This is a genomic window from Bradyrhizobium sp. Pa8 (assembly GCF_052588265.1).
Window position 1 is genome coordinate 9,356,375 of the sequence record NZ_CP176767.1, and the last position, 14,471, is coordinate 9,370,845.

General features: G+C 64.8%; 10 protein-coding genes. 7 read left to right on the top strand and 3 right to left on the bottom strand.

Annotated features, from left to right (window positions below; all coding sequences use genetic code 11):
- Positions 1-237 precede the first annotated feature (237 nt).
- Positions 238-3,408: an efflux RND transporter permease subunit gene (locus ACKWRH_RS44440; protein ID WP_445218695.1), complete on the bottom strand. Its 3,171-nt coding sequence runs from the start codon at positions 3,406-3,408 to the stop codon at positions 238-240.
- Positions 3,405-4,622, bottom strand: a complete 1,218-nt coding sequence (locus tag ACKWRH_RS44445; RefSeq protein WP_445218696.1) for an efflux RND transporter periplasmic adaptor subunit — start codon at positions 4,620-4,622, stop codon at positions 3,405-3,407. Before ACKWRH_RS44445 ends, ACKWRH_RS44440 begins: the two co-directional genes overlap by 4 nt.
- A gap of 339 nt (positions 4,623-4,961) precedes the next feature.
- Here ACKWRH_RS44445 and ACKWRH_RS44450 point away from each other — a divergent pair, with 339 nt between their 5' ends.
- The 7 genes from ACKWRH_RS44450 to ACKWRH_RS44480 all read left to right on the top strand — a co-directional run bounded on the left by ACKWRH_RS44450 (position 4,962) and on the right by ACKWRH_RS44480 (position 13,547).
- Entirely contained in the window at positions 4,962-6,116 is a 1,155-nt protein-coding gene (locus ACKWRH_RS44450; RefSeq protein WP_445218697.1) for an iron-containing alcohol dehydrogenase, read from the top strand.
- An 18-nt stretch (positions 6,117-6,134) separates the two neighbouring features.
- Complete coding sequence (locus ACKWRH_RS44455) at positions 6,135-7,685, top strand: AMP-binding protein (RefSeq protein WP_445218698.1); 1,551 nt, start codon at positions 6,135-6,137, stop codon at positions 7,683-7,685.
- A gap of 387 nt (positions 7,686-8,072) precedes the next feature.
- Positions 8,073-9,671 (top strand): ABC transporter substrate-binding protein, encoded by a 1,599-nt coding sequence (locus tag ACKWRH_RS44460; RefSeq protein ID WP_445218699.1) that lies wholly within the window; start codon positions 8,073-8,075, stop codon positions 9,669-9,671.
- A gap of 35 nt (positions 9,672-9,706) precedes the next feature.
- A complete protein-coding gene (locus tag ACKWRH_RS44465) occupies positions 9,707-10,654 on the top strand; it encodes an ABC transporter permease (protein WP_445218700.1) in 948 nt (315 codons plus the stop codon).
- Between the two features lie 9 nt (positions 10,655-10,663).
- The gene (locus ACKWRH_RS44470; RefSeq protein ID WP_445218701.1) at positions 10,664-11,557 is read left to right on the top strand and encodes an ABC transporter permease; all 894 of its coding nucleotides are present in this window, start codon (positions 10,664-10,666) and stop codon (positions 11,555-11,557) included.
- On the top strand, positions 11,557-12,564 hold the full coding sequence (locus ACKWRH_RS44475; protein ID WP_445218702.1) for an ABC transporter ATP-binding protein: 1,008 nt from the start codon (positions 11,557-11,559) through the stop codon (positions 12,562-12,564). The genes ACKWRH_RS44470 and ACKWRH_RS44475 overlap by 1 nt, the downstream gene beginning before the upstream one ends.
- The gene (locus ACKWRH_RS44480) at positions 12,561-13,547 is read left to right on the top strand and encodes an ABC transporter ATP-binding protein (RefSeq protein ID WP_445218703.1); all 987 of its coding nucleotides are present in this window, start codon (positions 12,561-12,563) and stop codon (positions 13,545-13,547) included. Before ACKWRH_RS44475 ends, ACKWRH_RS44480 begins: the two co-directional genes overlap by 4 nt.
- Here the strand turns inward: ACKWRH_RS44480 and ACKWRH_RS44485 are convergent.
- Positions 13,519-14,337 (bottom strand): hypothetical protein, encoded by an 819-nt coding sequence (locus tag ACKWRH_RS44485; RefSeq protein WP_445218704.1) that lies wholly within the window; start codon positions 14,335-14,337, stop codon positions 13,519-13,521. The two genes, ACKWRH_RS44480 and ACKWRH_RS44485, sit on opposite strands and share 29 nt — an antisense overlap.
- Positions 14,338-14,471 lie beyond the last annotated feature (134 nt).

Consider the following 14,471-nt stretch of genomic DNA (forward strand, 5'->3'; position numbering starts at 1 on the left):
GAACCCCGCGCCTGCCCATCCATTTCATGTTGGTCGTTAGTATGGAGGATGGTGCGACAAATCGAGCTGTCGTCCCGGGGCGCGCGCAGCGCGAGCCCGGGACCCATAACCACAGGAAGAGGTTTGGTGCGAGCTGGTGATTACCAGCCCTCGCCCAACTCCTTCCTGTGGTTATGGGTCCCCGCCTTCGCGGGGACGACAGCGAGGATGTGGATGTGTCGGTGGCACCACCAACACTTAGGAGGCCACCACCTCCGGCTTCTTCCCCTCGTTCCGCCCTTCCGCCAGGTTCCGCACCACCACATAGAAGATCGGGGTGAACAGCAGGCCGAACAGGGTGACGCCGATCATGCCGAAGAACACGGCAACGCCGACCGCCTGCCGCATCTCCGAGCCGGAGCCGGACGATATCACCAGCGGCAGCACGCCGAGGATGAAGGCGAAGGAGGTCATCAGGATCGGCCGCAGGCGCAGGCGGCAGGCATCGATCACGGCCTCCAGCCGCGGCTTGCCTTCATTCTCGATGTCGCGTGCGAACTCGACGATCAGGATCGCGTTCTTTGCAGCTAGCCCCACCAGAACGACGAATCCGATCTGGGTGAGGATGTTGACGTCCTGCCCCATGATGCGCACGCCAATGGTAGCGGCGAGCAAGCACATCGGCACGATCAGGATCACCGCGAACGGCAGAGTCCAGCTGCCATATTGCGCGGCGAGCACGAGATAAACGAATAGCACGCAGATCGGGAACACCAGCAGGCCGGCATTGCCGCCGGTGATCTGCTGGTAGGAGAGGTCAGTCCATTCGAAGGTGAAGCCGCTCGGCAAGATATCGTCCGCGAGCTTCTTGATGGTGTTGAGCGCCGTAGTCGAACTGACGCCCGGCGCCGGCTCGCCCTGGAGCTCGGATGCCGCATAGAGATTGTAGCGCGCGACGCGGTCGGGGCCGGAGACGTCCTTGAACTCGACCACGCTGCCGAGCATCACCATGTCGCCGGAGGCGTTACGCGTGCGCAGGCGCGAGAGATCGCTTGGTTCTTTCCGGAACGGGAAGTCGGCCTGCGCTGTGACGTGATAGGTGCGGCCGAACAGGTTGAAGTCGTTGACGTAGGTCGATCCGAAGTAGGTCTGGATCGTGTCGTTGATGCTGGCGATGGGTACGCCGAGCTTCTGCGCCTTGGTGCGGTCGATGTCGACGAAGAGCTGCGGTGTGTTGGCCGTGAACGGGGAGAATACTGTGGGGCCGAGCAGCAAGGGCGATTTGCGCGCCGCGGCGACAAGCTCGTCGGTGGCTGCGGCGAGCAGCTCGGGCCCGCGGCCCTGGCGGTCCTGGATGCGGATGGTAAAGCCGCCGCCGGTGCCGATTCCAGGCACGGCCGGCGGCGGAATGACGATGATGAACGCGCCCTGGAGCGCGGCGAGCCGCTTGCGCAGCTCGGCCGTGATGGCGTTCGCCGTCAGCCCCTTCTTCAGCCGCGCTTCGGGTTCGTCGAACACCGGAAACAGCGCCGCTGCGTTGCCCTGCTGCGTGCGCGTGGCCCCCGAGAATCCGGCGAAGACGGCAACACGGATGATGCCCGGGGTATCCAGCGCAATCCGCTCGATCTCGCGCACTATCTCGGTGGTGCGCGCGAGTGACGCCGCGCCGGGCAATTGCACGGAGACGATGACGTAGCCGCGATCCTGCGCGGGGATGAAGCCCTGCGGCGTGGTCCCGATCAGCCAGCCGGCGCTGCCGATCAGCACGACGTAGATCAGCAGCATCGCGACGGAATGACGGATCACGAAATTGGCAAGGCCCGCATAGCCATGCGAGAGCCGGTCGAACACGCGGTTGAAGACGCCGGTGAAGGCACCCCACGCCCGCGCGATGACGTTCCAGGCAGCCGGCGGTCGCTTCTCCTCGTGCGGCGTGAGGATCAGCGAGGCCAGCGCCGGCGACAGCGTCAGCGAGCAGAAGCAGGAGATCGCGGTCGCAACCGCGATGGTGACGGCGAATTGCTGGAAGAATTGCCCGGAAATGCCGCCGAGGAATGCCGTCGGCACAAACACGGCGCAGAGCACCAGCGCAATCGAGACCAGCGCGCCACCGACCTCCTCCATGGTTTTGAGTGCCGCATCGCGCCGGCTGAGGCCATGCTCGAGATGCCGCTCGACATTCTCGACCACCACGATGGCGTCGTCGACGACGATACCGACGGCGAGCACGAGGCCGAACAGCGTGAGATTGTTGATGGAGAAGCCGAGCGCAGCCATCACCGCAAAGGTGCCGACGAGCGAGACCGGAATTGCGATGATCGGGATGATCGCCGGACGCCAGCCCTGCAGGAACACGAGCACCACGACGACCACGAGCAGCATGGCCTCGTAGATGGTCTTGATCAACTCGTGGACGGATTGCGCGATGAACTCGGTCGGATTGTAGCCGATATTGTAGTCGAGGCCTTTCGGAAAACTCTCCTTCAGCTTGACCATGGTGTCGGAGATGCTTTTCGCGGTCGCCAGCGCGTTCGACCCGGGCCGCTGGGTCACCAGCATGCCGACCGCCGATTTGCGCAACAGGAAGCTGTTGGTGGAGTAGGAGAGCGCACCAAGCTCGATGCGGGCGACGTCGCGCAGGCGCACCGTGCGGCCGTCGGAGCCGGCCTTGATCAGGATATCCTCGAACTGTCTCTGATCCTTCAGCCGTCCGGTGAAGACGAGGTTCGGCTGGAAGGCGCGGTCGGTGATCGGCGGCTCGGCGACCTGGCCGCCCGCGATCTGGATGTTCTGCGCGCGGATCGCGGCAATCACCTCGGTGGAGGTCAGGCCGAGATTGGCGATGCGGTCGGGGTCGAGCCACAACCTCATCGAATAGTCGCGTGCGCCGAAGATCTGGATGTCGCCGACACCGTCGAGGCGCAGGAGCTGGTCGCGGACCTGGAGCAGCGCGTAGTTGGAGATGTAGAGCTGGTCGAACGTATCGTCCGGCGACCGCATGAACACGACCATCAGGATGTCGGGCGAGTTCTTGCGCGTGGTGACGCCGTTGCGCTGGACCTCCTCCGGAAGCCGCGGCTGGGCGATTGCGACGCGGTTCTGCACCAGCACCTGCGCCTTGTCGAGGTCGGTGCCGAGCTTGAAGGTGACGGTGATGGTGAGCTGACCGTTCGAGGTGGCCTGGCTGTAGAGGTACAGCATGTCCTCGACGCCGTTGATCTCCTGCTCGATCGGAGCCGCCACCGTGTCGGACACGGTCTGCGCGGAGGCGCCTGGATACTGCGTGGTGACCACGACGGTCGGGGGCACCACTTGCGGATATTCGGAGACCGGCAGCGTGGTGTAGGCGAGCGCGCCGACGATCAGCAGCACGATCGACAGCACCATCGCCAGGATGGGCTGGTTGATGGACAGACGGCCAAGATTCATGACTTGCCACCAACCGGGGCCGTAGCCGTCTGCGGGGCGACTTTGGCGCCGACGCGGGCGCGCTGGATGCCGTTGACGATAACGCGGTCCTCCGCCTTCAGCCCCTCGCGGATCACGCGCAGGCCCTCATCGAGCGGACCGAGCACCACGGCGCGCGCCTCCACGGTGTCGTCCGGCTTCACGACGAACACGATCTTGCGGGACTGGTCGGTCGCGACGGCAACGTCGGGAATCAGCAGCGCCTCATAGGGCGCGCTGCCGATCAGGCGGACACGGCCGAACTGGCCGGGCAGGATCGAGAGGTCGGTATTCTTGATCACGGCGCGGCTGCGCAGCGTGCCGGTGGAGACGTCGAGGCGGTTGTCGAGGAAGTTGATGGTGCCCTCGTGCGACGGCTTGGTCTCGCCGGCGAGCGTCACCTGCACCGGGTTCGCGGTGTCGCGCGAGCTCGGGCGGCGGCCTTCGAACCACAGCTTGCTGTATTTGATGAAGGTCGCCTCATCCATGTCGAAATAGACGTAGATCGGGTCGAGCGCGACGATCGAGGTGAGCAACGTCGAGGTGCCGGTATCGCTGCCCTGCACGAGATTGCCGGGGCTGACGAGATGGCGGCTGACCCGGCCGGTGAGCGGCGCGGTCACATGGGTGAACTCGATATTGAGCCGGGCGGCCTTCAGCGCACCTGCGGCCTGCGTCTCCGCGGCATGCGCCGCCTGCAGGGCCTGGCGGCGCTGGTCGACGGCCTGCTCGGAGACCGCGCTGGTCTGGACCAGGTTCAGGCCACGGTCAAGCTCGCGCTTGGCAAGCTCCACCTTGGCACGCGCGTCGGACAACTGGCCGTCCGCCTGCTCGGCCACCGCCTCGAACGGGCGCGGGTCGATGACGTAGAGCAGATCGCCCTGATGCACGATCGCGCCGTCCTGGAACTCGACGGAGTTGACGAAGCCGCCGACGCGGGGGCGCACCTGCACCTCCTCGACCGCCTCGAAGCGGCCGGTGAATTCGTCCCAATCGGTGACGGTGCGCTTGACCGGCTGGGCGACGGTCACCGGCGCGGGCGGCGGCGCCGACGCTTGCGTGGCGGGCTGCCCACAACCGGCGAGCGCGAACGCCGCTGCGAGAAGGCCGGCAATTGTATAAGGCATTGCGCAGGGCCTGGACTGAACGAAATCGTGCCTTTTGACAAACTGCTCGCTTTCGTCCGGTCCAGTCATCCCAGGTCCTCGTATCAAGAGCCGCCGAAAAACGCAGGGTACGCCTCTACCCGCGGGCGCCACAAGATGGTTGGCAATGATGAACTCTTCAAGACCAATGCACGCGCAATGCTTCGAAGAATGCCCTGGCCGGATGGCGGGTTGACAGGAAGCGAGATGATGACAAGCGGCAGCTGATGCCCGTCGGCGTAAGGTCAGCAATCAAGACGCGACGCTCGCCACCCTCCCCTGGAGGGGGAGGGTAAGAAAGCCGCCAGCGTCTTCACACATGACGGATACCGTCCGCTCGGCTAGATTACTCGCAGAAAAACAAAGCCGAATTGTCCTGGGAGGACAGGCGTGCACCAGGGACGTGTCGTTTACGGCGCGATCGAGGAGGTCGTGTTCGGCCATCCCGCGGCCGAGGCCGTCGTTGCGCAGATGGACCGGCTGGGGACGCGCCGCGCCTTCCTGATGGTCTCGGGCACGCTGAACCGGCAGACCGACGAAATCACGAAGATCAAGGACGCGCTCGGCGCGCGTTGCGCCGGCCTGTTCGATGCCATGCCGGCGCATACGCCGCGCGAGGCAGTGATCGCGGCAACCAATGCCGCGCGCGAAGTGAACGCCGACCTGATCGTCACCGTGGGCGGCGGCTCGATCACCGACGGTGCCAAGGCGGTGCAGCTCTGCCTTGCCAACGGCATCGACGACGTCGAGGGCATCGAGCGCATCCGCGTCCACAAGGGCGTCGCGCCCGAGATGACCGCCCCGAACGTGCGGCAGGTCAGCGTGCCGACCACGATCGCCGGCGGCGAGTTCAGCGCGATCGCCGGCGTCACCGACCGCGCCACGCATGTGAAGCAGATGCTGCGGCATCCGCTTACGGTGCCGCGTGCGACCATCCTTGATCCCGCCATCACCGTGCACACGCCGGAATGGCTGTTTCTCTCCACCGGCATCCGCGCCGTCGACCATTGCGTCGAAGCGATCTGCTCGCGCGAGACGCACCCTTATGCCGATGCGCAGTCGGTGAAGGGCCTCGCCATGCTCGCCGACGCGCTGCCGCGGGTGAAGGCCGACCCTCCCGACCTCGACGCCCGCATGGATGCGCAGATCGGCACCTGGCTGTCGATGGGCGCGCTCGCCGCCGGCGTGCCGATGGGCGCGAGCCACGGCATCGGCTATGTGCTGGGGGCGGCCTTCGACGTGCCGCACGGCTACACCTCCTGCATCATGCTCCCTGCGGTGATGCGCTGGAATGCGCGTGACAATGCCGAGCGCCAGACGATCGTCGCCGCCGCGATGGGTTTTCCCGGTCACAACGCCGGCGACGTGCTCGATGCCTTCATCCGCTCGCTCGGCATGCCGCGCAGCCTCGCCGACGTCCGCGTCTCGCCTGAGCATTTCGACGCCATCGCCGAACAGGCGATGCGCACGAACTGGATCCCGCGCAACCCGCGCAAGATCGGCGGCCCCGCCGACATTCGCGAAATCCTGCTTCTCGCCGCATAATTTCAAGCCGGAGGACTGATGTATCCAGGTCAGCATGCCCGTCTACGCCCGCTCCAGCCCGCCTTCATCATGGCCGCGACCGGCGAGGCCGTCACCTATCGCGAGCTCGATGCGCGCAGCAACCGCCTGGCGCATCTGTTCCGCAAGCACGGCTTGAAGCGGCTCGACCATTATTCGATCTTCATGGAGAACAATTCGCGCTACCTCGAAGCCTGCGGCGCGGGCGAGCGCTCCGGGCTGTACTACACCTGCATCAACTCGTTCCTGACGCCGGGCGAGCTCGCCTATCTCCTCGTCAACAGCCAGTCGAAAATCCTGATCACGTCCGTTGCGAAACTCGACATCGCCCGCGAGGCGATCAAGGCCTGCCCGGACATCAGGCTCTGCATCGTTGCCGACGGTCCTGGCGAGAGCGACCGCATCGTCGGCCTTGCCGAGGTGACGGCCGACCTGCCCAGGGCTCCGATCGCCGATGAATGGCTCGGAACCGCCATGCTCTATTCATCCGGCACGACCGGACGGCCGAAAGGCATTCTGCGCCCGCTGCCGGAGGAGTCGCCAAAGCACAATCTGCCACTGTTCGATTTCCTGACAAAGCTTTGGCACTACCGCGAGGGCATGGTCTATCTGTCGCCGGCGCCGCTCTATCACTCGGCGCCGCAAGCCGCGGTGAACCTCACGATCCGCATGGGCGGCACCGTGATCATCATGGAGACATTCGATCCCGAGCGTTATCTCCAGCTCGTCCAGCAATGGGGTATCACCCACACCCAGCTGGTGCCGACAATGTTCTCGCGCATGCTGAAGCTGCCGGAGGACGTGCGCGGCCGCTACAACCTGTCTTCGCTCGAGATCGCGATCCACGCCGCAGCGCCCTGCCCGGCGCTGGTCAAGGACGACATCATCAAATGGTGGGGGCCGATCATCCACGAATATTACGGCGCGACCGAGGGCCTCGGCTTCACCGCCTGCGACAGCGCGGAATGGCTTAGCCACCGCGGCACCGTCGGCAAGGTGCTGCTCGGCGACCTCCACATCCTCGACGAGAACATGAAGGCGTGCCCGACCGGCACGCCGGGCCAGGTCTGGTTCAAGACCGCATCGCCGTTCGAATATTTCAACGACCCCGAGAAGACCAGGGAGGCGCGCTCGGCCGACGGCAGCATGAGCACGGTCGGCGACGTCGGCTATGTCGACGAAGATCGTTTCCTCTATCTGACCGACCGCGCCACCTTCATGATCATCTCCGGCGGGGTGAACATCTATCCGCAGGAATGCGAGAATCTGCTGATCACCCATCCGAAGGTCGCCGATGCTGCGGTGTTCGGCGTGCCCAATCCCGATCTCGGCGAAGAGGTGAAGGCGGTGGTGCAGCCGATGCCCGGCGTCGTGCCGGGCGAGGCGCTCGCCGAAGAACTGATCGCCTTCTGCGGCCAATCGCTGTCGCGGCAGAAGGTGCCGCGCTCGGTCGATTTCGAGAAGGAACTGCCGCGGCTGCCGACGGGCAAGCTGTACAAGCGGCTGCTGCGGGACCGGTACTGGGGGAACAAGACCTCACGGATCGTGTGACGGCGTAGTCAAGAGCTCCGGTGTCGTCCCGGACAAGCGAAGCGCAGATCCAGGGCCCATAACCACAGGGAAGGGTTTGACGTAGACTCGGAGTTGCCAGTTCGCGCAGCAACTCCTCCCTGTGGTTATGGGTCCCGGGCTCGCGACTTCGTCGCGCCCCGGGACGACGGCGGAGTTTGTCGATCGACCGCGCGCAACATCTGCACAGGAACCATCCCTTCGCACCTGCACTCTCACATGAAGAGCGTGTGAACGCCTGCGGCCTTCCGTCATCCGAATTGTCGAGGCGGCGAGCGGCCTTGCCGGTTGCCTCGCTGCACGCGCGTCGCTATCGTCTTACAAACAGGCCGCAAAGGCCCAAAAGACTAATGTCCAGGGAGGATGAGCATGCGGAGCGTGTGGGCGCTCGCCGCAGTGGCGGCGCTATCTGTGCTGACGGCCTCGACCACCGCGCTCGCCGGCGGGCCCAAGCAGGGCGGAATCCTGCGGATGTACCACCGCGACAGTCCCGGCAATGCCTCGATCCATGAAGGCGCAACCTATTCGCTCAATGTTCCCTTCATGCCTGTGTTCAACAACCTCGTCATCTACAAGCAGGACGAGGCGCAGAACAGGATGGACAACATCATTCCGGAACTCGCCGAGAGCTGGGCCTGGGTCAACGACAACAAGACGCTGACCTTCAAGCTGCGCCCGGGCGTGAAATGGCATGACGGCAAGCCGTTCACCTCCGCGGACGTCAAATGCACCTTCGACATGCTGATGGGCAAGTCGCAGCAGAAGTTCCGGCAGAATCCGCGCAAGACCTGGTACGAACAGGTCAACGACGTCTCCACCAAGGGCGACCTCGAAGTTTCCTTCAACTTGAAGCGGCCGCAGCCGTCGCTGCTGGCCCTGCTCGCCTCGGGCTACACGCCGGTCTATCCCTGTCACGTCTCGCCCGGCGACATGCGCACGCACCCGATCGGCACCGGCCCGTTCAAGTTCGTCGAGTTCAAGGCCAATGAATCGATCAAGCTGACTCGCAATCCCGACTATTGGCGCGAGGGGCGGCCCTATCTCGACGGCATCGAGTTCACCATCATCCCGAACCGTTCGACCGCGATCCTCGCCTTCGTCGCCGGCAAGTTCGACATGGCGTTCCCGACCGAAGTGAGCATTCCGCTGCTGAAGGACGTCAAGTCGCAGGCGCCGAATGCGGTCTGCGTGGTCGAGCCCAACAATGTCGCGACCAACATCATCGTCAATTCCTCCGCGCCGCCGTTCGACAATATCGACATCCGCCGCGCCATGGCGCTGGCGCTCGACCGCAAGGCCTTCATCTCGATCATGTTCGAGGGCCAGGGCGATGTCGGCGGCACCATGCTGCCGCCGCCGAACGGGCTGTGGGGCATGCCTAAGGAGATGCTCGAGAGCATTCCCGGCTATGGCCCCGATGTGAACGCCAACCGCGAGGAAGCCAGGAAGCTGATGCAGAAGGCCGGCTACGGGCCGGACAAGCATCTCGCCGTCAAGGTCTCGACCCGCAACATCCCGGTCTATCGCGATCCCGCGGTGATCCTGATCGACCAGCTCAAGAGCATCTATATCGACGGCGAACTCGACGTGGTCGAGACGGCGAACTGGTTCCCGAAGATCGCACGCAAGGACTACATGCTCGGGCTCAATCTGACCGGCAACGCCGTCGACGATCCCGACCAGTCGTTCTACGAGAACTATTCCTGCGGCTCCGAGCGCAACTACACCAATTACTGCAACAAGGAGATCGAAAAGCTGTTCGACGTGCAGTCGCAGGAGACCGACGTCAGCAAACGCAAGAAGCTGGTGTGGGACATCGACAAGAAGCTGCAGGAGGACGTCGCCCGCCCGATCATCTTCCATGCGCGCACCGGCTCCTGCTGGCAGCCCTATGTCAAGGGCATAACGGTGATGTCGAACAGCTCCTATAATGGATATCGCTACGAGGACGTCTGGATGGACAAGTAGCGCAGGCGGCTGACGGTTTCGACAGGAGGCGATGCATGTTTGCCTATCTGGTGCGGCGCCTGTTCCTGATGCTCGTGACCCTGTTCGGGATCTCGGTCGTCATCTTCTTCCTGCTGCGCATCGTGCCCGGCAACATCGTCGACATCCTGTTTGCCGCGGCCGGCTACGTCGATCCCGCCGACAAGGCCAATCTGGAGAAAGAGCTCGGCATCGACCAGCCACTGGTGGTGCAATACTGGCACTGGATCAGCGGCTTGCTGCGCGGCGATTTCGGCTACTCCTATGTTTCTGAGAAGCCCGCGCTTCAGGAGATCCTGCCGCGGATCCCGATCACCGCGCGGCTCGCTGGCCTGGCGCTGCTGTTCTCGGCGTCGATCGGCATCCCGCTCGGCGTCATCAGCGCGGTGAAGCAGGGCACACGGCTCGATTACGCGTTGCGCGTCGTCAGCCTCAGCGGCTTGTCGCTGCCCTCGTTCTGGCTCGGCCTGCTGATCCTCACCGCCTCGGTGGCGATGTTCAACCAGATGCCGATCTTCAATCCGAATCCGAAGACCTGGCTCGAGGCGTTCGCGACCTACGCCGTGCCCGCCGCCGCCGTTGGCTTCCGCAGCGCGGCGCTGACCATGCGTATCACCCGATCCTCGATGCTGGAGGTGCTGCGGCAGGATTATATCCGCACCGCCCGCGCCAAGGGCGCATCGGACGCGGCCGTGAACTATCATCACGCGCTGAAGAACGCGATCCTGCCCGTCATCACCGTGATCGGCATCGAGGCGGCGTTCCTGATCGGCGGCCTCATCGTCACCGAGACCGTGTTCAACATCCCCGGCGTCGCGCGCTTCCTGGTCGAAGCGATCCGCTGGCGCGACTATCCGATCGTGCAGAACCTCGTGATGCTGATTGCGGTCGTGGTGGTGAGCGCGAACTTCATCGTCGACATGCTCTACGCGGTGTTCGATCCGCGCATCCGGTATACGGATTAGGAGATCAGCTTGGCCGCGATTGACTATGATCTCGAACTGAGGCGGGCCGGCGCACATGCGACCGGCGGCTGGCGGCGCGTGCTGTATTTGGCGCAGCGGCACGTGCTGGGCGCAGCCGGGCTGATCATCATGACGCTGTTCGTGTTCACGGCGATCTTTGCCGACTTCATCGCGCGCTACGATCCCCTGACCATCGACGCCGCCCGTGCGCTGGCGCGGCCGAGCGCGACGCACTGGATGGGCACGGATTCCTTCGGCCGCGACGTGTTCAGCCGCATCATCCACGGCGCGCGCATTTCGCTGGCCGTCGGTATCGGCTCGACGGCACTTGGCGGCACGATCGGCGTGATCGTCGGGCTGACATCCGGCTATCTCTCCGGCTGGGTCGATCTGGTGTTCCAGCGTGTTTCTGACATCCTCCAGGCGCTCCCATTGCTGGTGCTGGCGTTGATCATGACCGCCGCGCTCGGTCCGTCCCTGCCGAACGTCATCATCGCCATCGCCATTCCGCTGATCCCGACCGTGTCGCGCGTGATTCGCGCCAACACGCTGGCGCTGCGCGAACTGCCCTTTGTCGAAGCCGCCAAGTCGATCGGCATGAGCGAGGTGCGGATCGCTCTGCGCCACGTGCTGCCGAACACGCTGGCGCCGCTGATCGTGCTCGCGACCGCGCAACTCGGCTCGACCATCCTGACCGAAGCCTCGCTGTCCTTCCTTGGCCTCGGCATTCCCGAGCCCTATCCGTCCTGGGGCCGCATGCTCTCCGAATCCGCGGCCGAATATGTCCGCACCGCGCCGTGGCTGGTGATCTTCCCTGGCATCGCGATCAGCCTCGCCGTGTTCGGCGCCAATCTGTTCGGCGACGCCCTGCGCGACATCCTCGATCCCCGGCAGCGCGGCTGATGGCAAACAAATCCGATCTCGTGCTCGATGTGAAGAACCTGAAGACGGTGTTCTTCACCAATTCCGGCCTGTTCAAAGCCGTAGACGATGTCTCCTTCACCGTGAGGCGCGGCGAGACGCTGGCGATCGTGGGCGAATCCGGCTGCGGCAAGAGCGTCACCGCGCTGTCCCTGATGCGGCTGGTGCCAGATCCGCCCGGCCGCATCGTCGGCGGGTCGGTCACGCTCGAAGGCACCGAGCTGCTGGCGCTGGATGAAGCCGAGATGCGCGCCGTCAGGGGCAATCGCATCTCCATGATCTTCCAGGAGCCGATGACCTCGCTCAATCCGGTGATGCGGATCGGTGATCAGATCGTCGAGGCTGTGCGGTTGCACCGGGCGATGCCGGCCAGAGAAGCGCGCGACATCGCGGTCGAGATGCTGCGGCTGGTACGCATTCCCGAACCGGCGCGGCGCGCGCGGGAATATCCGCATCAGCTCTCCGGCGGCATGCGCCAGCGCGCGATGATCGCGATGGCGCTGGCCTGCCGGCCGGCACTGCTGATTGCGGACGAGCCGACCACCGCGCTCGACGTCACCATCCAGGCGCAGATCCTGGCGCTGATCCTCGACCTTCAGAAGGAGCTCGGCACCGGCCTCGTGCTGATCACGCATGATCTCGGCGTCGTCGCGCAGACCGCGCAGCGGGTGATCGTGATGTATGCGGGAAAGAAGGTGGAGGAGGCGACGGTGGAAGCGCTGTTCGCGGCGCCAAAGCATCCCTATACGCGCGGGCTGATGGCCTCGATCCCGGCGGTGCCGACGTCCGGCATGCCGGCGCAGGCGCGGCTGAACGAGATTCCCGGCACGGTGCCGTCGCTGGTGCGGTTGCCGAAAGGCTGCGCCTTTGCACCGCGCTGCAAGCTCGCGATCAAGCGTTGCGAAGCCGAATATCCGCCGCTGGCGGACTGGGGCGGCGGCCATCTCGCGGCGTGCTGGCGTGCGGCGGAAGTGGCGGAGGTGGCATGACCGAAACGCTGCTCGAAGTCACCGATCTCAAGAAGCACTATCCGGTGCGCGCCGGCGTGTTGCGGCGGCAGGTCGGCACCGTGCATGCGGTCGACGGCGTCTCGTTCTCGGTTCATACCGGCGAGACGCTCGGCCTGGTCGGCGAATCCGGCTGCGGCAAGTCGACGGTGGCACGCAGCGTGCTGCGGCTGGTCGAGCCGACTTCGGGCCAGATCCGCCTTGACGGCGAGGACATCACCCGTCTCTCCAAGACCGCGCTGCGGCCGCATCGCCGCTCGATGCAGATCGTGTTCCAGGATCCCTTCGCCTCGCTCAATCCGCGCATGACCGCCGGCGACATCGTCGGCGAGCCGCTCGCCGTGCATGGGCTCGCAAGCGGCAAGGCGCTGGAGGCGCGCGTCGCAAAACTGTTCGAGCAGGTGGGCCTGCGGCCTGATCAGATGCGCAACTTCCCGCATCAATTTTCCGGTGGCCAGCGCCAGCGCATCTGCATCGCGCGGGCGCTGGCGCTGGGTCCACGCCTGATCGTCTGCGACGAGCCGGTCTCCGCGCTCGACGTCTCGATCCAGGCGCAGGTGATCAATCTCCTGATCGACCTGCAAAAGCAGCACGGCTTCTCTTATCTCTTCATCGCGCATGACCTCGCCGTGGTCGCCCATATCAGCCACCGCGTCGCCGTGATGTATCTCGGCCGCATCGTCGAGATCGCCGACAAGGACGAGCTGTTCCGCAATCCGCGCCATCCCTACACGCAGGCCCTCCTCGCGTCAGTGCCGGTTGCAAACCCGTTTGCCAAGAAGCTCGCACCGCTGGTCGACGGCGACGTGCCGAGCCCGGTCAATCCGCCCTCCGGCTGCGCGTTTCACACCCGCTGCCGGTTTGCAATGGAGCGATGCAAAACGGAGCGGCCGGCGCTGGTGGACGCTGGTGATAGGCATCAGGTGGCATGCCTGCTCAACGAGGGGACGGGGCGGAGCCAGTAGCAACAGGCCGCAACGCCCGGATCACCGGCCAGGCCGCTGCCGCGGCAGCGAGATGCTTGAGTGTGTGGCCCGAGACAATGTGGCCCGTCGCTTCAAATATGGTCGCGTCACCCAGTTCGAAAAGCTTGGCCAGCGCGTAAAAGAAGATCACGCCGCCGAGCCGCACGCCAAGAGCGCCGGGCCGAGGCGGGGTCAACGCCAGTCCCACAGCGAGTGCCATGCCACCGAACTGCACGACCACCCATGGCGTGAGGTTTTCGCGTGCCACCCAGGCCGCGAGCAGGCCTGCAACCGTCACCAGCACCACCACCGCCTGACCGGCACGCATGCTGACGCGCTCGCTGGCCGCGATGCCCAGAAAGCCCGCGAACGCCACCGCCATGCCGAGACGATCGGCCACCAGCCGCTGCGGCGCGTCGGGATCCAGATGATAGATGCACGATCCTATGCAAGTGAGGATCAGACCCACGAAGAGGCAACCTGCGCCCGCGGGCGCATCAGGGCGGGCACGCAGGCGCAGCAAGCCCCAAGCGCCCATCGCCAGGAAGGCGAGATTGCTCAGCACGTCGCCGGCGTTGGGCACACCCAGCCAGATGCGGGTGTCGACGAAATGCGGGATGTGCCAGGCGGAGGCGGGCAGCGCGGGCGCGAGGAGCGCCACCAGCGTCAGGACGGCGAGCGCGCCAATCAGATATTTTTCGCGGATTTGGAGTGCGGCGAACGAGAGCCGGCGGGACACTGACGGGCGCAGGGCATTGGTCGCTTGGGCTTGGTCATGAGCGCGCAACATGCTGGCCTCCGGAATAATTGGACGGCGTTCAATATTAGTAGCCTATATATGAACAATGTTCAATATAGATTCGGCGCAGGCCGTCGAAGATTATAAAGTATTGAAATTATTCAGTATTCATAGTGCGACTAAGG

What these genes read in the sequence shown, in the direction of transcription:
- ACKWRH_RS44465 (WP_445218700.1), top strand. Translation starts at nt 9,707, where the DNA reads ATGTTTGCCTATCTGGTGCGGCGCCTGTTCCTGATGCTCGTGACCCTG.
- ACKWRH_RS44440 (WP_445218695.1), bottom strand. Translation starts at nt 3,408, where the DNA reads ATGAATCTTGGCCGTCTGTCCATCAACCAGCCCATCCTGGCGATGGTG.
- ACKWRH_RS44460 (WP_445218699.1), top strand. Translation starts at nt 8,073, where the DNA reads ATGCGGAGCGTGTGGGCGCTCGCCGCAGTGGCGGCGCTATCTGTGCTG.
- ACKWRH_RS44455 (WP_445218698.1), top strand. Translation starts at nt 6,135, where the DNA reads ATGTATCCAGGTCAGCATGCCCGTCTACGCCCGCTCCAGCCCGCCTTC.
- ACKWRH_RS44445 (WP_445218696.1), bottom strand. Translation starts at nt 4,622, where the DNA reads ATGACTGGACCGGACGAAAGCGAGCAGTTTGTCAAAAGGCACGATTTC.
- ACKWRH_RS44485 (WP_445218704.1), bottom strand. Translation starts at nt 14,337, where the DNA reads ATGTTGCGCGCTCATGACCAAGCCCAAGCGACCAATGCCCTGCGCCCG.
- ACKWRH_RS44475 (WP_445218702.1), top strand. Translation starts at nt 11,557, where the DNA reads ATGGCAAACAAATCCGATCTCGTGCTCGATGTGAAGAACCTGAAGACG.
- ACKWRH_RS44480 (WP_445218703.1), top strand. Translation starts at nt 12,561, where the DNA reads ATGACCGAAACGCTGCTCGAAGTCACCGATCTCAAGAAGCACTATCCG.